Source organism: Crocosphaera sp. (assembly GCF_030064895.1).
Lineage (GTDB): Bacteria > Cyanobacteriota > Cyanobacteriia > Cyanobacteriales > Microcystaceae > Crocosphaera.
This window is the reverse complement of sequence record NZ_JASJEB010000111.1, coordinates 1-23,596: the sequence shown is the minus strand read 5'-3', so window position 1 is coordinate 23,596 and position 23,596 is coordinate 1. Positions and strand designations below refer to the sequence as shown.

At 36.3% G+C, this 23,596-nt stretch carries 24 protein-coding genes; 15 read left to right on the top strand and 9 right to left on the bottom strand.

Translation table 11 applies throughout. The annotated features are described in order from the left end of the window. Positions 1-278: 278 nt before the first annotated feature. The 6 genes from QNJ66_RS20985 (at position 279) to QNJ66_RS20960 (ending at position 6,268) form a co-directional block, all read left to right on the top strand. Entirely contained in the window at positions 279-572 is a 294-nt protein-coding gene (locus QNJ66_RS20985; RefSeq protein ID WP_300510439.1) for a hypothetical protein, read from the top strand. A 39-nt stretch (positions 573-611) separates the two neighbouring features. Beyond that, on the top strand, positions 612-1,217 hold the full coding sequence (locus QNJ66_RS20980; protein WP_300510437.1) for a nitroreductase family protein: 606 nt from the start codon (positions 612-614) through the stop codon (positions 1,215-1,217). A gap of 86 nt (positions 1,218-1,303) precedes the next feature. After that, the gene (locus tag QNJ66_RS20975; protein WP_300510435.1) at positions 1,304-2,041 is read left to right on the top strand and encodes an SDR family oxidoreductase; all 738 of its coding nucleotides are present in this window, start codon (positions 1,304-1,306) and stop codon (positions 2,039-2,041) included. A 113-nt stretch (positions 2,042-2,154) separates the two neighbouring features. Next, entirely contained in the window at positions 2,155-3,828 is a 1,674-nt protein-coding gene (locus QNJ66_RS20970; protein ID WP_300510433.1) for an alpha/beta hydrolase, read from the top strand. A gap of 2 nt (positions 3,829-3,830) precedes the next feature. After that, positions 3,831-5,258, top strand: a complete 1,428-nt coding sequence (locus QNJ66_RS20965) for a mechanosensitive ion channel domain-containing protein (RefSeq protein ID WP_300510431.1) — start codon at positions 3,831-3,833, stop codon at positions 5,256-5,258. A 110-nt stretch (positions 5,259-5,368) separates the two neighbouring features. Beyond that, positions 5,369-6,268 carry a glutaminase gene (locus QNJ66_RS20960; protein WP_300510429.1) on the top strand — a complete coding sequence of 300 codons (900 nt, stop codon included), beginning with the start codon at positions 5,369-5,371 and terminating at the stop codon, positions 6,266-6,268. A gap of 17 nt (positions 6,269-6,285) precedes the next feature. Here QNJ66_RS20960 and mgtE read toward each other — a convergent pair whose 3' ends face one another. The 4 genes from mgtE to QNJ66_RS20940 form a co-directional block, all read right to left on the bottom strand. Beyond that, entirely contained in the window at positions 6,286-7,674 is a 1,389-nt protein-coding gene (gene mgtE, locus QNJ66_RS20955; RefSeq protein ID WP_300510427.1) for a magnesium transporter, read from the bottom strand. A gap of 51 nt (positions 7,675-7,725) precedes the next feature. Further along, positions 7,726-8,181: a cupin domain-containing protein gene (locus tag QNJ66_RS20950; RefSeq protein ID WP_300510446.1), complete on the bottom strand. Its 456-nt coding sequence runs from the start codon at positions 8,179-8,181 to the stop codon at positions 7,726-7,728. Between the two features lie 185 nt (positions 8,182-8,366). Further along, complete coding sequence (locus QNJ66_RS20945) at positions 8,367-9,239, bottom strand: Tab2/Atab2 family RNA-binding protein (protein ID WP_300510425.1); 873 nt, start codon at positions 9,237-9,239, stop codon at positions 8,367-8,369. Positions 9,240-9,285: 46 nt separating this feature from the next. Next, the gene (locus tag QNJ66_RS20940; protein ID WP_300510423.1) at positions 9,286-10,065 is read right to left on the bottom strand and encodes an SMI1/KNR4 family protein; all 780 of its coding nucleotides are present in this window, start codon (positions 10,063-10,065) and stop codon (positions 9,286-9,288) included. A 362-nt stretch (positions 10,066-10,427) separates the two neighbouring features. Between QNJ66_RS20940 and acs the strand changes: the two genes are divergently transcribed. From acs to QNJ66_RS20900, 8 genes are all read left to right on the top strand, one after another. Beyond that, on the top strand, positions 10,428-12,407 hold the full coding sequence (acs, locus tag QNJ66_RS20935; RefSeq protein ID WP_300510421.1) for an acetate--CoA ligase: 1,980 nt from the start codon (positions 10,428-10,430) through the stop codon (positions 12,405-12,407). A 122-nt stretch (positions 12,408-12,529) separates the two neighbouring features. After that, entirely contained in the window at positions 12,530-13,312 is a 783-nt protein-coding gene (locus QNJ66_RS20930) for a hypothetical protein (protein ID WP_300510419.1), read from the top strand. A gap of 101 nt (positions 13,313-13,413) precedes the next feature. Next, positions 13,414-13,680 (top strand): DUF4258 domain-containing protein, encoded by a 267-nt coding sequence (locus QNJ66_RS20925; RefSeq protein ID WP_300510417.1) that lies wholly within the window; start codon positions 13,414-13,416, stop codon positions 13,678-13,680. After that, positions 13,661-13,855: a DUF2283 domain-containing protein gene (locus tag QNJ66_RS20920; protein ID WP_300510415.1), complete on the top strand. Its 195-nt coding sequence runs from the start codon at positions 13,661-13,663 to the stop codon at positions 13,853-13,855. The genes QNJ66_RS20925 and QNJ66_RS20920 overlap by 20 nt, the downstream gene beginning before the upstream one ends. Positions 13,856-13,867: 12 nt before the next feature. Next, on the top strand, positions 13,868-14,227 hold the full coding sequence (locus QNJ66_RS26260) for a DUF6883 domain-containing protein (RefSeq protein ID WP_366146303.1): 360 nt from the start codon (positions 13,868-13,870) through the stop codon (positions 14,225-14,227). Between the two features lie 20 nt (positions 14,228-14,247). Then, positions 14,248-14,502, top strand: a complete 255-nt coding sequence (locus tag QNJ66_RS20910) for a DUF4926 domain-containing protein (protein WP_300510411.1) — start codon at positions 14,248-14,250, stop codon at positions 14,500-14,502. Continuing rightward, complete coding sequence (locus tag QNJ66_RS20905) at positions 14,503-14,748, top strand: zinc metallopeptidase (protein WP_366146302.1); 246 nt, start codon at positions 14,503-14,505, stop codon at positions 14,746-14,748. Between the two features lie 182 nt (positions 14,749-14,930). Next, a complete protein-coding gene (locus QNJ66_RS20900) occupies positions 14,931-15,083 on the top strand; it encodes a hypothetical protein (protein ID WP_300510410.1) in 153 nt (50 codons plus the stop codon). Between the two features lie 80 nt (positions 15,084-15,163). Here the strand turns inward: QNJ66_RS20900 and QNJ66_RS20895 are convergent, their stop codons facing one another. The 5 genes from QNJ66_RS20895 to patD form a co-directional block, all read right to left on the bottom strand. Then, positions 15,164-16,594, bottom strand: coding sequence for a hypothetical protein (locus QNJ66_RS20895; RefSeq protein ID WP_300510408.1), 1,431 nt, complete (start codon positions 16,592-16,594; stop codon positions 15,164-15,166). 207 nt (positions 16,595-16,801) lie between these two features. Beyond that, on the bottom strand, positions 16,802-17,338 hold the full coding sequence (gene cobU, locus QNJ66_RS20890) for a bifunctional adenosylcobinamide kinase/adenosylcobinamide-phosphate guanylyltransferase (protein ID WP_300510406.1): 537 nt from the start codon (positions 17,336-17,338) through the stop codon (positions 16,802-16,804). A gap of 45 nt (positions 17,339-17,383) precedes the next feature. Continuing rightward, a complete protein-coding gene (gene fbp, locus QNJ66_RS20885) occupies positions 17,384-18,430 on the bottom strand; it encodes a class 1 fructose-bisphosphatase (RefSeq protein ID WP_300510404.1) in 1,047 nt (348 codons plus the stop codon). Between the two features lie 367 nt (positions 18,431-18,797). Then, entirely contained in the window at positions 18,798-19,742 is a 945-nt protein-coding gene (locus tag QNJ66_RS20880; protein ID WP_300510402.1) for a site-specific DNA-methyltransferase, read from the bottom strand. Between the two features lie 372 nt (positions 19,743-20,114). Further along, positions 20,115-20,483, bottom strand: coding sequence for a heterocyst frequency control protein PatD (gene patD / locus QNJ66_RS20875; protein ID WP_300510400.1), 369 nt, complete (start codon positions 20,481-20,483; stop codon positions 20,115-20,117). A gap of 273 nt (positions 20,484-20,756) precedes the next feature. Between patD and QNJ66_RS20870 the strand changes: the two genes are divergently transcribed. Then, positions 20,757-22,991, top strand: coding sequence for a bifunctional (p)ppGpp synthetase/guanosine-3',5'-bis(diphosphate) 3'-pyrophosphohydrolase (locus QNJ66_RS20870; RefSeq protein ID WP_300510398.1), 2,235 nt, complete (start codon positions 20,757-20,759; stop codon positions 22,989-22,991). Positions 22,992-23,596 lie beyond the last annotated feature (605 nt).

Sequence of the window (23,596 nt, the reverse complement as noted above, 5' to 3'; positions counted from 1 at the left end):
AAATTGTCCTTGATTGATAATAGTTGATCTGATTAATTTCCCCCCGTCTCCCCATCTCCCCCTCTCCCCGTCAAACTCCAAGAATAAGTTTTTGGCAAAAATGGGATGCTCCCCAGGGTTTTTATCTATTTGTCAATTTTCTTTTTTAGCGATCGCATTTAAAGCTCAAAATCATATTCTGTCTTTTTTGTCAATGCGAAACTTCTATATTTCTGCAAATTTGGATTCTTCCTAATACAAAAGGACTGCAACCTAATTATAAAGAAAAATATTTTCCTTTGGCCCAAAAACAGGGACAATTAAGATTAGTTGCATCTGGTGATGGTAGAGATGACTCTATTAAAATTCATCAGGATGTGGATCTTTATGCTGCCGTTTTAAAAGAAGGAGATCGCCTTAACTATGGTGTTAAAAGTAATCGCTCTTTGTGGCTGCAAGTTGTTAAAGGTTCAATAACAATTAATGGTAAAACTGTCAACAGTGGTGATGGGGTTGCCATTACTCAAGAAGCAAAAGTTGCTCTGATTTCCACTAGCAACGAGACTGAAATTTTACTGTTTGATTTAGCTTAATTGTCAATCTATTATGAAAATTATCAAGAGGTTTTTTCAATGAATACTTTCGATGCAATTTATCAACGTCGTGCGGTTAAAGCTTACGATCCTAACCATAAAATTACTGCGGAAGAAGAACAAAAATTACTGGAAGCAGCTATTCAGTCCCCTACCAGTTTTAATATTCAACATTGGCGTTTTGTGGTGTTAAGAGATGCAGAATTAAGACAAAAAATTCGCAAAGAATTTGGTAATGATCAAGCACAAATGACCGATGCTTCTTTGTTGATTTTATTTACAGCAGATACGAAAGCTTGGCAAAAAGATCCCCAACGTTATTGGCAAAATGCACCCCAACAAGTTGCAGAATTATTAGTTAATTGGATGGGACCTTTTCATGAAGGAAAGGAATGGTTACAACGAGATGAAGCACAAAGATCAATTGGGATGGCCATGCAAACTTTAATGTTAGCAGCTAAAGAAATGGGTTATGATTCTTGTCCCATGATTGGTTTTGATATTGATAAGGTTGCTGAATTGATCAATTTGCCTGATGATTATGTTATGGGTCCAATGGTTGCGATTGGGAAAAAGGTTAAAGATGCTTGGCCAAAACCTGGACAATTACCATTAAGTGAATTAGTGGTTGATAATAAGTTTTAATTAGTTAGTTGTGGTCAATAATGGTAACTTTATTATTGTTTTTTGACCACAATTAAAATTGTTGACAACAATATAGAGAGCAATTTATGGGTTACGATATCACAAATAAAGTTATCTTAGTAACGGGTGCTAATCGAGGCATTGGTAAAGTTGTCTTGGAATCTTTTATAGAACATGGTGCAGCCAAAGTTTATGCTGCTGTTCGTAAAATTGATACTGTTAAATCGTTGGTCGATAAATATGGGGAAAAAGTGGTTCCTTTGATGATTGATGTAATGGATAGTACGTCTATTTATGAGGCTGCAAAAATTGCCAAAGATGTTAACATTGTCATCAATAATGCTGGTGTTTTAAAAGCAGAAGAAGTGTTAACAGAAAAGATCATTGATTCTTTAGAATTTCACATGAAAACTAATGTTTATGGTCTTATTACAATGGCTAAAGCATTTGCTCCTATTCTCAAAATGAATGGTGGTGGTGTGTTTTGTCAGCTTAATTCTATTGCTTCTATGAAAGGATATGCTGATTTTGCAGGTTATTGTGCTTCAAAAGCAGCTTCTTATTCTATTACTCAATCCCTCAAAGAATCACTTGATAAACAGGGAACTAGAGTGTTAAGTATTCATCCTGGTCCTATTGCTACAGATATGGTTGATGTTATTAATTTGACTGAAATTGCAGAACCGCCTATTTTGGTTGCAGAAGCACTTTTAGAAGCTTTGAAAGGGGATGCTTTTCATGTATTTCCTGATTCGGTTGCCAAAAAAGTTGGGGAAGCTTATCAAAGTTTTTCTAAAAATGTTATAGAATCGGATATACTCTAACTGCAAAATTTTTATCCGTTATTAAATATAAAATTTGATAACGTCTTTTATAAGACCCCATAGTTAACTACGGGGTTTAAAGAAATAAATTGTATAGGAATGGTTTTATTTTTATGTTTAATTTTACTAAAAAATGGCAGAATTTTTTATTAGTTAGTCTCTCTTTTTTGTGTTTTACTACACCTAGTTTTGCAGCAGAAAGAATTAATATTCTTTGGCAATCTTTAAGACTAACCCTTGAAGTTAATTCTTTGGAACAGTTTGCTGATGAAGGAGTTGTTAATCAAGAGTTAGACTTTTATTTTCAAACTGCGGGTTTAGACGATAAACAAAAAGAAAATTTACGAAAAGTATTAGTCAGTCAATATCCTATTGATGGAGTTCAATTATCTAAATTTCTTAATACTCCTACGGGAGAAATACTTTTAGAAAGACTGGGTATTTTAGTTTCTCTTCCTGGAGGAAGAAATGGAAAATATATATTGAGAGGTGCATTAATTCAAGCTGCTTTAGACAAAGAAAAAGGCTTTAGTTTGATGAATATTTTAGGCTATTTGGCTACTGATATTCAGATAAATTTAGAGGAAATACAAAAAACTTTAGATTATCAGCAGCGTTTAGTTTTAGCAACTAATTCTTTAACGAAAAATGCTTCAGAACTGTCTAATAAAAAAATCAGTCAATCAAATATAGATTACACCAATATACCCGATATTAGAAAGCAGGGAGAATATGGAGTTAGTCCAGTTCAAATTATTAAATTAACTGATCAAAGTCGTCAGCGAACTTTTGATTTACATCTCTATCAACCTGAAAATTGGCAACAGGGAAAAATACCAGTTATTATCGTTTCTCATGGTTTAGCTTCCCATCCTAATGATTTTAGTTCATTAGGAAAACAATTAGCATCCTATGGTTTTTTAGTTGCCATTCCTCAACATATTGGGAGTGATCAAGAACAGTTAGAAAATATGCTTAATAGTTATTCTCGTGAATTATACGATCTACAAGAATTTATAAATCGACCTTTAGATATTACCTATGTTTTAGATGAGTTGGAAAGAAGAAATAAACAAGAGTTTGATAATAGATTGAATCTGGATAAAGTGGGGGTTATTGGTCATTCTTTTGGGGGTTATACTGCTTTGTCTGTTGCCGGTGCAACCTGGGATTTTGAGAATATTAAAAACTATTGCGATCGCCAAGTTTGGGAAGCAAATTTATCTATGTTATTACAATGTCAAACTTTAGATCTACCCAGACAAGACTACAATTTTCGAGATCCAAGAGTAGCTGCGATCGCTATTATAAATCCTGTTAATAGTGTTATTTTTGGTTCTCAAGGATTGAGTAAAATTGATATTCCGATTATCATTAGTGCAGGAACAAATGACCCGGCAACTCCTCCTATTATTGAACAAATTAGAACTTTTGCTTGGGTAAAAAGTGAAGATAAATATTTATTTGTGATGGAAGGTCAGGCACATTTTTTAAACCCTCCTGAACAAAATAATCAAATCAATAATTTAATTAATCTTTTGGTTGATTTTAAAAATGTAGATGATAATTTATTTACTACTTATAATAATACAAAATCTGTTGCTTTCTTTCAATCTTATCTTGCTGATAATAATGATTATGACATATATTTACAACCTAGTTATTGGCAGAAGATTAGTGATGAAAATTATCCCATTTACTGGTTAGATAAATCAGCAGTTAGTGAATTAGTAAATACCTATAATCGTTTTAAACCTGCGGCAATTCCTACCTTATATCCTAACTAAAAATGTCTACTTACTGGTTGCTTATAAAACAATGGTTTAATGAAACATTTTCTACTCCTCTGTTTAATATAGGGGGAGAAGAAATTTCTATTTTATGGATACTAAAAGCGATAATGCTGTTAATTTTTGTCAGTATTCTTGCTAGAGGATTTAAAAGATTTTTAAGAAATTATTTATTGGTTTTATTTAGAATTGATGAAGGAACAAGAGAAGTAATTGGAACTCTCAGTAGCTTAGGTTTAGGGACATTAGGATATATTATTGTTTTACAAGGTTTAGGATTAGATTTAGCGTCTTTTGCTGTGGTTGTGGGAGGGTTGGGTGTTGGTATTGGTTTTGGGTTACAAGAAATTACTAGAAATCTAGTTAGTGGGTTAACTTTATTAGGAGAAAGTAAGTTAAAAGTTGGAGATTTAATTGAATTTCAAGGTCACTTAGGATACATTCAAGAAATATCTTTAAGGTCAACAGTTATTAAGACATTTCAAGGATCACAATTAGTAATTCCTAATACAGATTTAACCAGTCAACCAGTAGAAAATTGGAACTATGAAAATTGTCAGGGAAGAATAGAAATATCCATCGGTGTTGCTTATAATAGTGACTTATTATTAGTAACCGAATTATTATTAGAATCAGCTTTTTTAGAACAAGAAGTATTAAGTTATCCGTCTCCAAAAGTTGTATTTGTTGAGTATGGAGATAATGCTTTAATTTTTGAATTATGGGTTTGGGTTGCTAATATTGAAAATCGTCAATTTATCAAAAGTTCTCTGAACTTTATTATTGAATATAAATTTCGTCAAGGTGGTATTTCCATCCCTTTCCCTCAACGAGAATTATGGTTAAACAATATTGAATCTTTCCCGTCAAATAATTTAAAAACAGTCTCAAATGAACAAAATTTTTCTCCTCATATAACCTTGAAAGATTCCTTAAAAAGTTTTACCTGTTTTCAACACTTAAACGAACTAGAATTAAGACAATTAATTGAAGTCGGTAGTCGTCGTCATCTCAACAAAGGTGAAATTTTTATTCAGAAAGGAGAATATGATAGTCATTTTTGTATTGTTTTATCAGGACAAATACAAGCTATTTATGAAACAACAAAAGTGAGTCGTCTTCTGTTTACTTTTAATCAAGGACAGTATTTCGGAGAGTTACCTTTATTATTAGAAATTCCTTATCCTACCACTATGATTGCAGCAGAAGATACTCATTTATTTTTACTAGGAAAAACTTGTTTTGAAAAGCTTCTCAATCAATATCCTTATTTAGCAAAAGAAATCGCCACAGAATTAGCAAAACGTCAAGAAACTTTAGACGAATATCAAAATAGTTTGAAAGAAATGGGTTTAATTGATGATGAATCTCTTAAAAATCCTGTTGTTTGGATTCGTGAAAGATTAAGTAAAATTTTTAATTTATAGATAAGATAAAATAATATTTGTATATTTTTTTGTGTAGACAGGTTTTATGAAACGTCTCTACAATATAAAAATCACGTAAATATAGTAAATTATGATTTAGTAGGAGTGAAATGAAACAATTATCTCATCTATCATCAGAACAATTATCTAACTGGATACTAGAAGCTTCTCAACAAGCAAAAAAGGGTAAATTACCCGATTATATTCCCCTGTTAAAGCAAACTGATGCAAGTTTATTAACTGTTTGTATTGTCACTAAAAATAATAATATTTTGATCCAAGGAGATAGTCAGATTAGTTTTTCCTTGATGAGTATCATTAAACCTTTTTTATTGTTGTATTTATTATCAGAATTAGGAGAGAAAATTATATTTCAAAAAGTGGGTTCTAAACCATCTAATTATCCCTTTAATTCTCTAGAACAATTACAATTAGATCAAGGTTTTCCTCGTAATCCCATGATCAATAGTGGAGCCTTAACCTTAGCGTCTTTACTACCTGGAAAAGATGCTAATAAAAGATATAAAAATTTACAACAGTGGTTAAATAAACTAAGTCAATGTCATTTATTTTTAGACGAATTGATGTTAAAATCAGTTCAATCTGTACCTAACCCTCGTAATCAGGCAATTATTGATGAATTAATCAAGAGAAACCATATAAAAGATCCAGAAATAACCCTAGATACTTATAATAAAATTTGTTGTCTTTCAGGAACAATTACTGACTTAGCTAAACTAGGATTATTATTAGTTGATTCTCCGAATATTAACCAACAAAATTCTTCAATTGTTACTAATATTATGAACACTTGTGGACTCTATGAAGCATCAGAAAACTTTGCAAAAAAAATCGTATTTCCTAGTAAATCAGGAGTAAGTGGTGCTATATTATCTATAGTACCAAAACAAGGAGCGATCGCTTGTTATAGTCCACCTTTAGACCAACAAGGAAACTCAATAGCTAGTTTGTATATAATTGAAAAAATTGCTAATTATTTAAACTGCTAAAAATGAAAAGTTAACACCTAAAGTCCTAAAACCATCTTTGCAATAGAAAAATAAATTAATACCCCAATCACATCAACTGCTGTGGTAATAAAAGGGGCCGACATTAACGCCGGATCGAGACCAAAAGACCGAAATACAAAAGGTAACGCTGAACCAGCAACCGACGCTAAAATAGCGATCGCCACTAAACTAATACCCACAGAAATAGAAACTAACCAGTTACCTTGCAACCCATAGGCCCAAACCGTAGCTAATAAACCCAATGCAACCCCTAATAAGGCCCCGGCCATCAACTCCCTTAAAATAACCTGTCCAGCGCCGAGATCCTTGATATCATCCGTGTTTAAACCGCGAATAACCACAGTAGAAGACTGGGCCCCAACATTGCCCCCCGTACCCGTCAGAAGGGGAATAAACGCCGTCAGGATAGCCATTTGTTCCAGTAAACCCACTTGAGATTTAATAATAGTTCCCGTAACAGTATTAGTTAACAAGAGAACCAGTAACCACATCACCCGTTTACGGGCCACAGTAATTAAATTAGTTTGAAAATAGTTATCCCCATCGGACTGAACCCCACCCAACGCATATATGTCTTCCGTAGCTTCCTGTTCCAAGATATCAATAACATCATCAACCGTCACAACCCCCACTAATCTTTGTTCATTGTCCACCACAGGAACCGCTAATAAGTCATAACGTTGGATCACCCGGGCCACTTCTTCTTGATCATCTTTGGTATTGACAGAAACTATCTCTTTGGTCATGATTTCTTCTAAAGTTATTTCTGGGGAAGATAAAACCAAATCTCGCAAAGAGACAATCCCTACCAAACGGCGAAAACCATCGGTTACATAAAGATAATAAACAATTTCTGAGGCAGTAGCTAAACTTCTAATTCTTTCTAAAGTTTGGGCAACAGTTAAACTTTGTTTGAGGGAAATATATTCCGGAGTCATGATGCGACCGGCAGTATCTTCCTCATAACCTAATAATAACGCAGTGGTTTTTCGTTCTTCGGTACTTAATTGTTCGAGTAAACGACGTACAACTTTTGCCGGTAACTCATCGAATAAACGGGCCCGATCATCCGGGGACATTTCCTCTACAATATCCCTAACTTCTTGTTGTTTAAACTGTTCCACCAAAGATTGTTGAACCGTAGAATCCAAATTTTCATAGACTGCAATCGCTTCTTCTTTCACCAATAACCGAAAGGCGATCACCTGCATAGACTTGGGTAAACCTTCGATGGCCTCGGCAATATCCACCGGTTGGACTGGAACCAACAGAGCTTTGGCCCCTTGCAAATTACCCTGTTCTAATAATAAGGCTAATTGGTTGCAGACTAATTGGCGCAATTCTTTACGGGTATTTGATTGTATTGCTTTTGCGGGTTCATTCAAAGTTCACCTTTTCCTTATGTTTAACCATAACGATATTAGCAAAACTTGACTTCAATAACTCACTCCTCGTAAAACTTGTAAGTCTTCTTCGTCGAAACTTTCTCTAACTCCATTACGAATTAATTCGGAAAAATCTTCGTTAGGAACCATGAAACATAAAGCATATAAGCGATCTTTGCCAATATTTCTAATTTCATGAATACCCGTGGGACGGACTAATAAACTATCCCCTGGATGTAAAGGAATATCCTTACCATCACAAACCGCTAACCCTTCTCCTTTGAGGATAAAAAACATTTCTACAGCGAAGTTATGACGATGGGTAGGGGTACTTCCCCCCGGATCGAATATTTCCACACACACCGTCAAAGAATCATCGGCCATACTGCTATCAAAAACAATGGCTAAACGGTTGGTATCGTCGGGGGTGATGCGAAAAACAAGATAATCTTCAGGGGTTTTTATCACTGGAATCATGCAGTGATCGCTGGCTATAGTAGAAGACATATTCATGGTGAGTATTTTAAAAGTCGCTATTTTCCTCCCATTCTAAAGGCCATTTTATTAACTTGAGTCTGATATAAGACAATTAATAGATTAAGTAGCAAAAACTAGGAGTCTCAAGTTCTTTTGACTTTGTTTCTAAAATCATAACTCCGAACTCCGAACTCCGAACTCCGAACTCATATTTATTAATCATCTTTAAGTAACCAAAAACCGCTAAATGTTTCTACATCGGGACTAGACTGAATAGCGAAAAAATGAACCCCTTTAGCCTTATTTTTGGTGTCTTCAAACCCTTTCCCTTCTGCGACACTGCTTTTATCGGTTAAATTTGCTAAAATCCAACTATCGCTTAAACCAGTTTCCAGACAAAGAATAGGCAGAGGTTTAGACTGAAACTTGAGTGCAACTAACTCTAACCCAGACATCCAACCAGCTAAAGGTAGGGAACGTTGAGAAAAGATGATAAACCCAGGAATTTTCGTATCAGGGGAAATATCAGCTAAAGCGAGGGGAAACTCCTCTCCAAAGCGTATATCCCATTCTTTCATCTCATCAAAGGCCGATGCTTCCAGACTAACAAACGCCCATTTATCAGATCGATCGCCCCTAACTGCATCTGGTAAAGCGATCGCACTTAGTTCGGGATAAGCCACAGATGCGTTAGCTGCTGCTGCCGTTTCATTATAACCTTCTTGACTGGGATAAAAGTCTTGTTGACGTTGCTTAAGCCAATGGTTTAGGGTATAGGTGCGACGACTGGGAGTAGCCACCAAACCGGCATCTCCACAAGCTTTAACAATCATATTATTCATCTGACGACGGAAAAAGCGAATTTTACTGGGGGTTTCTCCTGCTTTCTCCATAGCGGTTTCTAATGCTTCCCGTAACCATATAGAGTTTACTGTACTGGGGGGACAAAACTGAGAATAACGAAACCCTTTTTCTAACGATCCTTGACTATCTGTCTGGGTTTCACAGATCAAGACTTCCCATTGTTTCTTCTTATTTTCGTCTAAAATTGGTCGTGAATAAAAATCTAGTTCCCAAACCTTACCCATGATTTACCTTTAATCGTTTAATGGCTAATGGTAATATGTTATCAGATTAGTGATTTCTACTTTCCAATCGATTTAAGTCTTTATCCAATAATGTCTCAAACCAATCTAAAAATGTTGCTGCTGATTCAAAAGTAGGTGCTGAAAAGTAGTCTAAAAACCAACAGATACGTCCTCTTAAGGGTCCATTGAGAACTAAATAAGTTAATGCTCCACATTGCTCAGCAGCAATAGTGATCATTCCGAGGTGCGGTGACCACAGGCTTTGATAATACTTCTCTGCCCAATCTTCACCAATATTCTCTATCAGCCATTGTTCCCACATCTCATCACTTTCATACTTCTCAAGCAACAGACAAGGTTGACTTGGAGTCTTAAGTTCTTGGTCTTTATCATCCAAATCTACACCCACAGCCCATCTTTTTAATGATAGTATCTCGTCATAAAATTCACCTCCATTACCGATTTGTTCAAGAAAACTTCGGTACTCTTCTGGAAGAAAAACATTATATTTAGTTTCCCATAAATCAATTTCCGAGGCACTAAGAGGAGGCTGAAAAGTAAGGATACGTGTATTTTTGTAAAATTCTGGATAGGCTTTATTTTCAGCAAGATGAAGTTGTCTTGCTCGAGCAATCTTTTCTTTGATGCGTTCAATCTGATTTGAAATGTTTGTATTAGAAGACCAGAACCAATCATGCTTGCATTTTGGACATCTAACTCTTAACTTTCCTAGATTGACTGGAACGCGTAATTTTTGAGAGCAGTTTGGACAAACAACAATAACCTTTTCTGGATATGATACCTCTTGGTTTTTTGATGAAACCATATTCAATACTCCATCGTTTCTCGACTTCGTTGTTTGCTAAAATATATATAAGAATTTTAATAAAATGTCAATCAAATTAATCAAAATAACATCAAAATTAACAATGGAAATCTCAAATGAAAAATAGATAATAATCCAAAATAGACAAAAAGCAAAAAAAGATAAACCAATAGCCAAAAGTTTAACTTAAAGTAACCAAAACAGGTAAATTAAAAGTAGAATTTTTGCCTGTTTAACCTAAAGAGTCAGATAAAAAAGTAGATTTTTTTATTAATTTTTGTAAATCCCTGAAAACCTTTTCTAGTAATCACTTCCGACTTACAATTATAAAGATTACATGAACCTTTGTTGAGGTGTATATTATGGTCGCATCCTCTGAAAAAAACACCGTTGAATCGATCTTACATGAAGACCGAGTATTTCCTCCTGCTGCCGACTTTTCCAACAACGCACATATCAAAAGTCTTCAAGACTATGAGCAACTATACGAAAAAGCCAAAAGTGACCCCCAAACCTTTTGGGCAGAACTAGCAGAACAAGAATTACATTGGTTTCAAAAATGGGATCAAGTCCTAGACTGGAAACCACCCTTTGCCAAATGGTTTGTCAACGGCAAAATCAATATGTCCTATAACTGCCTCGATCGCCATCTTACCACTTGGCGACGCAACAAAGCAGCGATTATCTGGGAAGGGGAACCCGGAGACTCTCGCACCCTAACTTATGGGGAACTCCATCGAGAAGTTTGTCAGTTTGCTAACGTCCTCAAAGACATGGGAGTAGAAAAAGGCGATCGCGTGGGTATATATATGCCCATGATACCCGAAGCAGCCATCGCTATGTTAGCCTGTACTCGCATAGGTGCGCCCCATAGCGTCATTTTTGGTGGTTTTAGTGCCGAAGCATTACGAGATCGCCTAGAAGATGCAGAGGCCAAAGTAGTAGTCACTGCTGATGGAGGTTTTCGCAAAGATAAGATCGTTCCCCTGAAAATAGAAGTAGATAAAGCCCTAGAAAATGGAGCTTCTAGCGTCCAAAAAGTGATCGTAGTACAACGGACCAAACAAGACATTTCAATGCGTTCAGGCCGTGACTATTGGTGGCACGACTTACAAAAAGATGCCTCCCCTAAGTGCGATGCAGAAGTAATGGATAGCGAAGATCCCCTCTTCATCCTCTATACCAGTGGCAGTACAGGGAAACCCAAAGGTGTTGTCCACACCACCGGCGGTTATAACCTTTACACCCATATCACCACAAAATGGATCTTTGACCTCAAAGACAACGATGTTTACTGGTGTACTGCCGATGTCGGTTGGATCACAGGACACAGTTATATTGTCTATGGTCCCTTGTCCAATGGTGCCACCTCCTTAATGTACGAAGGAGTTCCCCGTCCCTCTAACCCCGGTTGTTTCTGGGATGTAGTGGAAAAATACGGAGTCAACGTCTTTTATACCGCACCCACTGCCATTCGTGCTTTCATCAAAATGGGAGAAGAGTTACCACAAGCAAGGGATCTCTCCTCTTTACGTCTCTTAGGAACAGTGGGAGAACCCATCAACCCAGAAGCTTGGATGTGGTATCACCGCGTTATTGGTGGGGAAAAATGCCCGATTGTGGATACTTGGTGGCAAACAGAAACAGGAGGAGTGATGATTACCCCCTTGCCTGGCGCAACACCCACCAAACCTGGCTCAGCTACTCGTCCTTTCCCTGGCATTATAGCGGATGTGGTGGATCAAAACGGTAATGCAGTACCCGATAACACCGGAGGATATTTAGTTATTAAGCATCCTTGGCCCAGTATGTTACGCACCGTCTATAATAACCCCGAACGCTTCCAGAAAACCTATTGGGACCCCATTCCCGAAGTTGATGGCAAACCAGTGTATTTCGCCGGTGATAGCGCGCGTCGGGACGAAAAAGGCTATTTTTGGATTATGGGCCGGGTAGATGACGTGATGAATGTCTCCGGACACCGTTTGGGTTCGATGGAATTAGAGTCTGCTTTAGTGTCTCATCCTGCGGTTGCTGAAGCGTCGGTGGTTGGGGTTCCCCATGAGATCAAAGGGGAAGATATTTATGCTTTTGTTACCCTGGAAAATCATTACAGTCCCAGTAATGAGTTAAATAAGGAGTTAAAGCAGCACGTTGTTAGCGAGATAGGTGCGATCGCCCGTCCGGGTACTATTCAGTTTGCTGAAGCACTTCCCAAAACGCGATCGGGTAAAATTGTACGACGTTTCTTACGTCAAATAGCAGCCGATCAAGACATTGTTGGTGATAAGTCTACTGTAGTTGATCCCAGTGTTTTAGATAAGTTGAGAGAGAAAGTTTAATTGTTAGTTTAGGGTGGGCTTTTTTAGTCCACCTGATTAATTAATTACTGTAAAGATAAAAGAAATTTATATTTTATCTTTAGTAGAATAGGATCAAGAGAATCTTGTGGAGGCTAATCACCATGAGAAATGGAATAAGTATCATCGGAGTTGTTGGATCTACTAATGCGATTAGGCAGATGGGTCCGGAAAAAGCTGCACATATTATTGATTTGGCACACAACGTGGGGAAAGAAATAACAAAAGCAAGACAAATTATATTAACGGGGGGAGAACCTGACTCAGATCGCCTGCCACCTATTAGAAACGCTGCTATGAACGGTGCCAAAGAACAGTCTACTAAGGATCATCCCGCTAGACTTATTAGCGTTTTAAAACGTAATCCAAAATTCGATGTTTGTTTTAATGAGGATTCTAACCCTCCTTATAAACATTTATTAATTAAAACTACTTGGGGAAGCGAGCGAAATTTCATTAATGGCTGCGTCCCAGATGTGGTAATTGCGATACATGGAGGACGTGGTACACTTTCCGAGATTGCATTTGCTAATGCTCTTGGAACTCCTATAGTTTTTCTACAAATTGATGGGAAATTAGATACCATCGCTGCCTTAAATAAGGTCATGGAAAAAGAGTTAAAAAGGTTTCAGGACATTCTGAAAGTTATACACAACAAATTTCCTCTTTTTAATATTGACAAACTAGAGAAAGAAACTAAGACCCTTCTTAATAAAAGTCCGGAAATACCCTTGAATGTTGGTGATTCGTGTGAAAAAGCAGTAGAAAACGCTATATTACTTGCCAATCAGCGAATGATGAGCAGCTTTAATAACCTTCCGTATCATCATGACTTTATTGGTAAACTGGACTTATATGAAAAGCATCTGAACAGCTTAATGGCGTGATGATAGATCGCCTTTTTGTAGGGTGCATTAATGAAATGTAATGCACCCAATCTATTAAAATTGGTTATAAGATAATTAAAGTTAATTGATTTCAAAAAATAATGAAAGAGATTCGTTTTAGTAAACACTCTCAAGATAAAATAGATATATTAGCTCGTCATGGAATGACAATTAGCAAACAATTTGTTCTTGAAATTATTACTAATCCTGATAAAATAGAAACTCAACAAGATTCTAAAATAATTGCTGAAAAACCCTTTAACGATAATTTAGTAATCAGGGTTGTCTATAGACAATTTAACGCATTTATCCTAATCATTACTCTTTATCCTGCTAGGAGAAACCGCTATGAAAAAAATCACCTATAGTAAAGAAGTAGATGTTTTACTAATTGAACTATCTAATGATTCTATTGCTTATGCTGAACAAGAAGAGAACACAATTTTACATTATTCTCAAGATGATAAGTTAGTGTTAATTGAAATTTTAGATTTTCGTCGATCTATGTCAGAAAAAACCATTCAAGAGCTTTTAGTATCTTAATAGGCTGATAAAATTAGTAAGGAGAAGACTATTATCGTTAATCTACTGCCTTATGTTGATAATGCTAAGGTTGATATTCGTAAACTGCGTGATTACTGTCTTAATCCCGATCATGATGATGGGAAGCATAAAGCTCGTTTATTTTCGTCAATTTTAGGGATGAACACTGATAATGCTGAAGAATTACGTCAAATTATTTTCAAGGCAATCAAAACCCATGAAGCTAAATTAGGAAGAAAGGATAAATATGGTCAACGTTACACCATAGATTTTACACTGAAATGGCAAAATAAAAGTGCAATAATTAGAACAGGTTGGATTATCGAAAATCATTCTAAAATTCCGAGATTAACTACTTGCTATCCCCTTTGATTTTTTGGAGGTCAAATACAATGAAAACTGATAAAGTGAAGTTGCTTGATGTGGTTGCCTTAACTGTTGATCTTCCTGAAGATAAACTCTTTAAAGGTCAAGTCGGCACGGTTGTTGATATTTTAGCTAATGGAACAGCTTATGAGGTTGAATTTAGCGATCGCAACGGACGAACTTACGAATCTCTTGGACTCAGTGCTGACCAATTTATGATACTATACTTTGAACCAATTAATCCTAATTCAACCTCAGAAATGATTGCCACCAAAGTATAAATAAAACTGATTATTCTCGGTATTGCCTTATTTTTAGGTGTAATTATTTTTCATCTTGTTACCCTTCCTGTTGAATTTGATGCTTCTAGAAGAGCCTTAAAATTAATTGATAAATTTGGTATTTTGCAAGGTGAGGAAAACCAGGGAGCGCGTAAAGTGTTAAACGCAGCCGCATTAACTTATGTAGCTACCACCTTATATTCAGTGCTTCAGTTAATTCAATTATTACTCATGTCAAGGCGTTAATATAGTGCGATAGCCTATTTTTTAGAGTGCATGACACTCTGTTATGGCAAAAATCACAAAAAATGGGAGTCCTTGATTCTAGGGAAATACATCTTTTTTAGGGTGCATTAATTCAATGTAATGCACCCAATCTATTAAAATATCTTATAAAATAGTTAAAACTAAGCTAATTTCAAAAAATCATGAAACAACAAAAAGAGTGCCATCATTGTGAAGGAAAAGGATACATCAAAATCAGAGATTGTAGTGGAGAAGTCCAAAGAGAAGAAACTTGTGTATTCTGTGAAGGAACTGGTCTTCTTATTGAAGAAACCGCGAACAGTGATCAGCATTAACAACATAAATACAATGGTAGGCAAGGGCTGGAAATATTTTCATTTATCTTAGAAATATCCTTTCTTGCCTAACCTACTAACTATAAGTATTTGTCGATTTGTTTGATAGTCTTTGGCCAAGAAGATTTATTCTTGCTTAAGTTTTCTTTTGCGCTTCTTAGATTCTGTTCAATTGTTGCTTGAAGAGGTTTTGATACTTGCGATTTTAATTCCCCTAAGACAACAACTGAATTATACCCGTGATCATCATTCGTCGGATTATTAAGATTCTTGAGCAAATTTTTAACAACATCTTCTCGAGTCTTGGGATCACTCAACTTGATTAAAAAGTTAGCAGTGTTGATCCTAATACTGATGTCATTGTCTCCTAGTAACTTAGTAATCTCACCAACATCTTCAAGAGGAATTTCAACAGGTTGCTTCATCAAAAGTAAAGCAGTAACTACTCCTAAACGAATACGATAGATATCATTTTCCTCTTTTAAAGCAGTCAGTAGTTGAGCAACTGCCTTTTGTCCGAAAGCACTAAGTTTACTTCTCGCTGAACGCCGAGTGGCAGTATGGTTATTTTTGAGGTCATCGATCAGAGAGCTTATTTGATTTTTCTCTTTTGGAGATGGACTCTCAGATTCTTCGCCAGATTTTTCGGAAAAATTATCAGAAATTTGCTGAATTATCTCCGGTACTTTAACTTGATCTTTTGGTTGCTCCTGACCACCTTCTTGAGCAATTTCTTCTAAGGTTGGCTGTTTTGCGACTATTAGTTCGTCATACTTATTTTTTACGTTTTTAACCGCTTGTGTCAGTTGCTCATTACCTTCAATCTCTTCCTTAGTAATATTATTCACCATATTAGTGATGATCTCATTAAGCTCCTTATTGAACTGCCTAAATTCTTCATTTGATTTTCCAGTATAATCCTGAATTTGCCAATCAGTTGTTAGTGCCAAAAGATGATTAATCATCTTTGCGCGGTCGATGTCATTTTCTCCATCTCCGCTTAGATAGAAAATTTTTTCTAAAGCTCTAGCTGCAGTGAGTTTAATATCAGTATTAGAGGTCTGTTTTGCAAATTCAATCCACAAATTTAATTCGTTATCATCTTGAGAACTAATAGTGACTAGCGTATCTTCATCTTCTGACAAAAGAGCAACATAAAAAGGTATGAATCTGAGACGATTTTTCTGCTCTTCTGTATTAAGTCCTCTATTCTCTTCAAGATGAGAATCAGTTACTATTTTGGTTAATGAAATTAAAATCCTCGCTTTTTCATGGTCTTCTAATTCAGAATTCATGCTCAAATATTTGTCTACTCTTTCTAACATTTGACCAACTAGCTTATCTTGTTCAACCTGATAGGTAAGTTGATGTTGCAATCGAAACTGGTACAAACCGATAATAGCAGTCAAAATTGCTAAAAAAACCTTTTGCCAATCCCAACCTGTTAATAATTTTTGCCATAAATTACTGTTGGATGTAACATCTTCTTTATCTATTTTAACCATGTCCATAGTAACCTCCTGATACTTGCACTATAGGACTTGTAGAAAAAGATATGATTTATATCTTTTGAGTATTTCTCATGATCAAGCTATGGTTTTAGCTCTTATCTTAACGATGAATAAGGATTAATTTATCTCCACAACCAGATCATATTTTGATTGTATCTAGAGTATTTGTTTATTTATTACGATTGAAAATAAACTTAATGTGTTGTTTTATCTTAAAGGTTCTCCCAATAAACTTAAATTGAGAACATGACCCCCTGTTACTAAATAAGTGGTATCTACGATCGCTCCTAGTTGACGGGTCAAATGTCCCAAGCGATCGCGGAATAATCTTCCCATAGGATAAGCCGGAACCACCCCCCAACCCGTTTCCTCGGCTACAAAAATGATGTCTACTGAAGCTTTTTTAACAGTGGTTAATAATTGTGAGGCGATCGCGTCCCAACTCTCCTCATCTTCTTCCAACTCATTAGCTACCCAAGTTCCCAAAGAATCAACCAATAAACAACTTGGTGGTTTTGCCTGTTCAATGGTTATGGAAAGATCATGGGGAACAGATAGAGTTTGCCAATGAGAAGGACGACGGAGACGGTGTTTTTCAAGACGCTGTTGCCACTCAGAATCATCCGGGTTTTCTTGGGCCGTGGCCACATAAATCACTGGTTTATTAACTTTGTCGGCCAAAGTTTCGGCCCATTCGCTTTTACCCGAACGACTCGGCCCCGTCACAAGAATATGTTTAGGCATTATTTTTGTAGGGACATAATATTATTATGCCCATTATCAGATCAGCTAACTATTACCTCGACGTTGATGATCTTGGATAAAAGACTCAACTAAACTAACATCTTCCTTAGAGCCAATAACCAAAGGACTTCTAGCATGGAGTTTATTGGGAACAACATCTAATATGGGTTTAAGTCCATCACTAGCTTTTCCTCCTGCTTGTTCGATCAAAAAAGCTAACGGGGCAGTTTCATATAAGATACGTAATTTTCCTTCAGGTTTTTTCACGGTTCCAGGGTATAAAAATACGCCCCCCTGCATCAAAATACGGTGAATATCTCCCACCAAGGCCCCACTATAGCGCGCTGTATACCCTTCATGACGATGAACATAACGGGTATAGTCTCTAATAGCTTCATCCCACTGCCAGAAGTTACCCTCGTTGGTACTATAAACAGGACCGTGGTCGGGAATTTTTATATTTTCTTGGGCTAGAATGAACTCTCCTAAACTGGGGTCAAGAATAAAAGAATGAACCCCATGACCCATAGTATAGACCAACATAGTGGAAGGTCCATAAACAATATAACCTGCCGCCAGTTGTCCTCGTCCATCTTGTAATAAATCACTGCCTTCCTTGTCCAAGTCGTCCCCAGTTTGTTGACGAATGGCAAAAATTGATCCCACATTTAAGTTAATATCCACATTGGATGAACCGTCAATAGGGTCATAAAGCAATGTATAACGACCAATCGGGCAATTTTCAGGAATATAATAGGGTTTGTCCATCTCCTCAGAAGCCAAACGACAAACTAACCCACTTTGTTTAAATACAGAGATAAAAACATCATTGGCATAGACATCCATCTTTTTGACAGACTCTCCTTGCACATTGGTTTCTCCTGTAAATCCTAAAACATCTGCCATTAAACCGGCCCGACTGAGACGACGGGAGATCAGTTTGCCAGCTAAGGCAATGCGAGTCATAATCGCACTGAGATCCTGCGCTTCGGCTGAAAAACTTTGAAGTTGTTGTAATACGTGCCGTGAAAGAGTGGTACAGTCACGATCAAGGCTCTGTTCAGGAATTACAGGAATTTCTACACTGGTCATAATAAAAGTCAAAAATTTACAGTATTAATAGGGGAACTTGCTGAGGCTACTACTAATCTAAATCAAGGATAGGGAGATTCCCTCATAACTTTAGATGAATTTCAGGTTAGGATTATTCGTGATCAAGACTAGATATTTATCAGTTATTAGTTATTAATTCTGTTCAATAGAGAACAGTTTTTAGTAGTTGCATTAAAGGTTAAGATTTGTTCAGAAAAATTAATTTTAAATAAAGATTTAATCTAAAAATCAAAATATGGGTTTACTAAGATTAGTTAGATTAAAATTAACGATTGAAGACTAGCTTCAGCCATTGTTTGGCTTCAAGACGCTTAATAATATGAATAAATTAAATAGCCAAATCTAACTAAAGCTGATTATATCCATCTTTAGTCTTTATTCCTTGTTGATCATTATTAATAATATTAGATTGATGTTGTTCTATTCTTGAAGTTATTTTCTCAATATATTTATCTTCTTTTTCAATTCCAATATAATAACGCTCAAGATTTAAACAAGCGATCGCAGTTGAACCTGAACCCATAAAAGGATCTAAAACTATCATATTTTCATTACTACTTGCTCTAATAATTCTCTCTATTAATTTAACAGGTTTTTGGGTAGGATGTAATCTTTTTTCTTCATAAAAATCGATATCATTCCAAACATCAGTTACTCCCATTTCTATATTAAATGTAGCTGAAATGTCTTCATAAGGATAATTAAAGTCTAAGACAGTTTCTAATTTTTTCCACATTTCTCTAGTGGGAACTTGAGCTAAAATATTATTACCTGTATATAGTGACCACATCCCCCCACCATTAGATTTAACACCCAATCTTTTGTTGATTTCTAGTGCAGTTAATCCTAATTGTTTTTGTCTTTGTTTAAGAAATTGTTTAATAAAGGGACGACTATCATAGATAAAAAACAATAAACTTTCTGTCACATTAGGGAACATTTTATAATTTTTAGTAGCACGTCCTCCAATGGCTTTGATTCCCTTATCTATGATAATTTGTTGTCGAAAATTAAACCCTAAATTAATAATCGGTTCATATAAATAAAATAAGTTTCTTAAGTAACCAAATAAATATAAACTACCTGATAATTTTATCACTCTAGCAATTTCGTTCAGCCATTGTAAACACCATTTTTGATAATCTTCTTCAGTACGCCATTGATAATCCCATTTTTGTTGTACAACTTTCCAATAAGGAGGATCAAGAATAATTAAATCAATACTTTTATAGGGTAATTCTTGCAATATTTCTACACAATCACCCTTTATAATCTTATTAATATATTTCATTTTTGATAGAGATTACTTTGACAAAATAAAACATTGTAGGGTGGGCAAAGTATGAAAATACTATCTAAATATCAAGACAAATTATTGACTTTACTCACCAAACTACTTAATTATAATTGTCGGGTGAGGAAACTATGAAAATATTATTGATAAATTAATAATATTGATATAATTTGCCCAGTAAACTACTTAATTAGTTTCACTTTGTGGTGTTGGCCAGGAGGTGGCAATAAAAAACCATAAATAATAAATCCTACCCAAAACAAACTCAGAAAAATTTTGCTAATCATTACCATAATCTCGCTTAAATATATGTGAAAAAAACCAGTTTGCTGTATGATTATACTAAATCAGGCTTTACTAATTGCTATATCATTGCTGTAATTGATCAATAATTGCCTGAGAATAACCAATTAGTTCCCTAACCTTTCCTTGTACCTTCTCAAGCCTTTTTTTACTCGTCTCCTTCCGACGAGAAGACGTTAGAAATAATAACTCCGTTCCCAGTAATCTTAAATTTTTATAAATTTCTGTTTGTGCTGATCGCAGCAAGGGTATTGCGTTACAATCTAATTCATCTAAGCCCACACTGAGAATCTGCTGCTCAAAAATAGTTTGTACCTGCTCATAAGTGATTTTGATCTCGTTTCTGTCTGTATTCTCAGCTATGACCAGTTTTTGCAGTTTGACAAGGTTAGCCAAAAGCTCTTGATAAGACTGATGATAGAATTTCAGTAACATAGGACACCATATTGCGTTAGAATTTGTAAATTAATATTAAACTTTCTCGGGGACTTTAACGAATCTGAATCTGTCCTTAAACTGAAATTATTAAAATATATCCTTTCTTTAAACAGTTGGGGTATAACTGATGGTAAAAACAGGGTATAACTAAGCATAACTAACGGTTTAAACCCTTAGACTTTTCCATCAGACAAGCATCAGCCTTAAAGCAACATTAGTCCCTGTTTCCTTATCCATCCTCCCTCCTTCGACTTCAAGCTTGATCCTCCTATGAATGCAGTTACTTTTCCTGACACGACACCTCAAAAACTAACCCTTCCCAACTGGTTAAAAGACTATTTACTCTCCCTAGAGTTAGACCAAACGAACCCCGACGTAGACTTAATTTGTCGCGCCTTTAATTTTGCTTACCAACTCCACGAAGGACAAACCCGGAAGTCAGGGGAACCTTATATTGCCCATCCTGTAGCCGTTGCCAGTATTTTAAGAGACTTAGGAGGAGACAAAGCCATGATCGCGGCCGGTTTCCTCCACGATGTAGTAGAAGATACCGATGTCACCGTAGAAGAAATAGAACAGACGTTTGGTCAAGAAGTCGCCTTATTAGTAGAAGGGGTAACCAAACTCTCAAAATTTAACTTTTCCAACAAAACCGAACAACAGGCCGAAAACTTTCGACGAATGTTTTTAGCCATGGCCAAAGATATTCGCGTCATTGTGGTCAAATTAAGCGATCGCCTCCACAATATGCGTACTCTCGAACCCCTCAGACCAGAAAAACAGAGACGCATTGCCCTCGAAACCAAAGAAATATTTGCTCCCCTAGCCAACCGTTTAGGAATTTGGCGAGTAAAATGGGAATTAGAAGACTTATCCTTTAAATATCTAGAACCAGAAGACTATCGGCAAATTCAAAACTTCGTCTCAGAAAAACGGATTGATCGCGAAACCCGTATTGAAACCGTTAAAAAACTGCTGCAAAAGCGACTGGATACTATGAATATCCAAGTAGAAGAATTACAAGGAAGACCCAAACATCTCTACGGCATCTATTCCAAAATGCAGCGTCAAAACAAAGGATTTCATGAAATCTATGACCTCGCAGCCTTACGAATAATCGTCAAAACCAATGAAGAATGTTATCGCTCCCTAGCAGTAGTTCATGACCTTTTTAAACCAATGCCGGGCCGATTTAAGGACTATATAGGACTCCCCAAACCCAACCTTTACCAATCCTTGCACACAACCGTAGTCGGACTCAATGGCCGCCCCCTAGAAATTCAAATTCGCACCCTAGAAATGCACCATATTGCCGAATATGGAATTGCCGCCCACTGGAAATATAAAGAAACCGGAGGTTCCCATGATGCCCAGTTCTCCGATGAAGACGAAAAATTCACCTGGTTACGGCAACTTCTCGACTGGCAAAATGACCTCAAAGACGACCAAGAATACGTAGACAACCTCAAAGACAACCTTTTTGACGACGATGTTTATGTATTTACCCCCAATGGAGACGTAATCGCTCTAGCAAGAGGGGCAACCGCCGTAGACTTCGCCTATCGTATCCACACAGAAGTAGGCAACCAGATGAAAGGAGCCAGAATTAATGGTAAATGGTCTGTTTTAGACCAACCCTTACAAAATGGGGATATTGTCGAAATTATTACCCAAAAGAACTGTCATCCCAGTTTAGACTGGTTAAACTTCGTCGTTACCCCTACGGCCCGCAACCGTATCCGTCAGTGGTTTAAGCGATCGCGTCGAGAAGAAAATATGGGCAGAGGTCGGGAAATGTTAGAAAAAGAGTTGGGCAAAAATGGCTTTGAAGCCTTATTAAAGTCTGATCCCATGCTAACCGTCGCCCACAAGTGCAACTACCAATCAGTAGATGATTTATTAGCCGGTTTAGGTTATGGAGGTGTCACCCTCAACCAAGTGGTTAACCGAGTACGAGAAGTTACAGTCACTCAGCAAAAAGAAGATGCCTCAGAAATGAGCTTACCCAGCGCATCTCCTTCTCCGGCCTGTCCCACTAAACCCAATAAATCCCCCATTTTAGGGGTAGAAGGGCTGGTTTATCATATTGCAGGGTGCTGTAAACCCTTACCTGGTGACCCCATTATTGGCGTAGTAACCCGAGGAAACCGAGGCATTTCTATCCATAACCAAAGTTGTTCTAACCTGGAAAATATCCCAGGAGAACAATTTATTCCCGTGCGCTGGAATACCTTCGATAGTAAAGATTGTATCGCCACTTATCCCGTAGATTTACAAATCGAAGCCTTAGACCGTGTTGGGGTTCTCAAAGATATTTTATTACGCTTGAGTGACCATCATGTTAACGTTTGTGACGCAGGGGTAAAAACCGGACGCAATAAACCAGCTATCATTAATTTACAGATTGAAATTCGCAATCGCCAACAGTTAGAATACATCATTAATCGTATTAGTAATATGAGCGATGTTCTCCATATTCACCGAGTTAATGGCGTTGAGTTTTGATCTTTTAAACTGTCATTCCGAAACAAGGAATAATTGTTATTTCGAGATATAAGTAATCTCTCATACTGTCATTCTGAGGTACGAAGAATCTCCTTAACAGTGGGTAATGGATAGTTAGGAATGTAGAATAAAGAATGTAGAATTAATTTTTTTGATAATTCTACATTCTTACTGATAATTTAATTGATTTACTATGTAAATATTTTTTCAACATAGTTTTAAATCGACTCCTTCCTTCTGCCTCCTGCCCCCTGCCTATTATCAACTGTAACGGGAGCATCCCATTTTTGTAATTAGACAGTTTCAGTAGATCACAAAGTCACGAAAGAATGGGGTTTTCAGCCGATTAGATATCTATTTTTGTTACTAACCTGAGTTCGATATAAGATAACTGCTTATAATTGAGTCCGTAAAAGTATTACAGTGTTCAATGTTAAGTTAATCAGCAGTATCAGTATGAAAGACTTACTCAAATTTATCCTAATGTCGGGCAGAATACCCCATCCTTCTATAAGGTGGGGATGAATGACCGACCAAAATATAAACCGCGAAGCGTCCATTAAAAATAATCACGTTCTATATCTTACTGATATGTTATAATATGA

What these genes read in the sequence shown, in the direction of transcription:
- QNJ66_RS20980 (WP_300510437.1), top strand. Translation starts at nt 612, where the DNA reads ATGAATACTTTCGATGCAATTTATCAACGTCGTGCGGTTAAAGCTTAC.
- QNJ66_RS20975 (WP_300510435.1), top strand. Translation starts at nt 1,304, where the DNA reads ATGGGTTACGATATCACAAATAAAGTTATCTTAGTAACGGGTGCTAAT.
- QNJ66_RS20970 (WP_300510433.1), top strand. Translation starts at nt 2,155, where the DNA reads ATGTTTAATTTTACTAAAAAATGGCAGAATTTTTTATTAGTTAGTCTC.
- QNJ66_RS20965 (WP_300510431.1), top strand. Translation starts at nt 3,831, where the DNA reads ATGTCTACTTACTGGTTGCTTATAAAACAATGGTTTAATGAAACATTT.
- QNJ66_RS20960 (WP_300510429.1), top strand. Translation starts at nt 5,369, where the DNA reads ATGAAACAATTATCTCATCTATCATCAGAACAATTATCTAACTGGATA.
- QNJ66_RS20950 (WP_300510446.1), bottom strand. Translation starts at nt 8,181, where the DNA reads ATGTCTTCTACTATAGCCAGCGATCACTGCATGATTCCAGTGATAAAA.
- QNJ66_RS20945 (WP_300510425.1), bottom strand. Translation starts at nt 9,239, where the DNA reads ATGGGTAAGGTTTGGGAACTAGATTTTTATTCACGACCAATTTTAGAC.
- QNJ66_RS20940 (WP_300510423.1), bottom strand. Translation starts at nt 10,065, where the DNA reads ATGGTTTCATCAAAAAACCAAGAGGTATCATATCCAGAAAAGGTTATT.
- acs (WP_300510421.1), top strand. Translation starts at nt 10,428, where the DNA reads ATGGTCGCATCCTCTGAAAAAAACACCGTTGAATCGATCTTACATGAA.
- QNJ66_RS20930 (WP_300510419.1), top strand. Translation starts at nt 12,530, where the DNA reads ATGAGAAATGGAATAAGTATCATCGGAGTTGTTGGATCTACTAATGCG.
- QNJ66_RS20925 (WP_300510417.1), top strand. Translation starts at nt 13,414, where the DNA reads ATGAAAGAGATTCGTTTTAGTAAACACTCTCAAGATAAAATAGATATA.
- QNJ66_RS20920 (WP_300510415.1), top strand. Translation starts at nt 13,661, where the DNA reads ATGAAAAAAATCACCTATAGTAAAGAAGTAGATGTTTTACTAATTGAA.
- QNJ66_RS20910 (WP_300510411.1), top strand. Translation starts at nt 14,248, where the DNA reads ATGAAAACTGATAAAGTGAAGTTGCTTGATGTGGTTGCCTTAACTGTT.
- QNJ66_RS20900 (WP_300510410.1), top strand. Translation starts at nt 14,931, where the DNA reads ATGAAACAACAAAAAGAGTGCCATCATTGTGAAGGAAAAGGATACATC.
- QNJ66_RS20895 (WP_300510408.1), bottom strand. Translation starts at nt 16,594, where the DNA reads ATGGACATGGTTAAAATAGATAAAGAAGATGTTACATCCAACAGTAAT.
- cobU (WP_300510406.1), bottom strand. Translation starts at nt 17,338, where the DNA reads ATGCCTAAACATATTCTTGTGACGGGGCCGAGTCGTTCGGGTAAAAGC.
- fbp (WP_300510404.1), bottom strand. Translation starts at nt 18,430, where the DNA reads ATGACCAGTGTAGAAATTCCTGTAATTCCTGAACAGAGCCTTGATCGT.
- QNJ66_RS20880 (WP_300510402.1), bottom strand. Translation starts at nt 19,742, where the DNA reads ATGAAATATATTAATAAGATTATAAAGGGTGATTGTGTAGAAATATTG.
- patD (WP_300510400.1), bottom strand. Translation starts at nt 20,483, where the DNA reads ATGTTACTGAAATTCTATCATCAGTCTTATCAAGAGCTTTTGGCTAAC.
- QNJ66_RS20870 (WP_300510398.1), top strand. Translation starts at nt 20,757, where the DNA reads ATGAATGCAGTTACTTTTCCTGACACGACACCTCAAAAACTAACCCTT.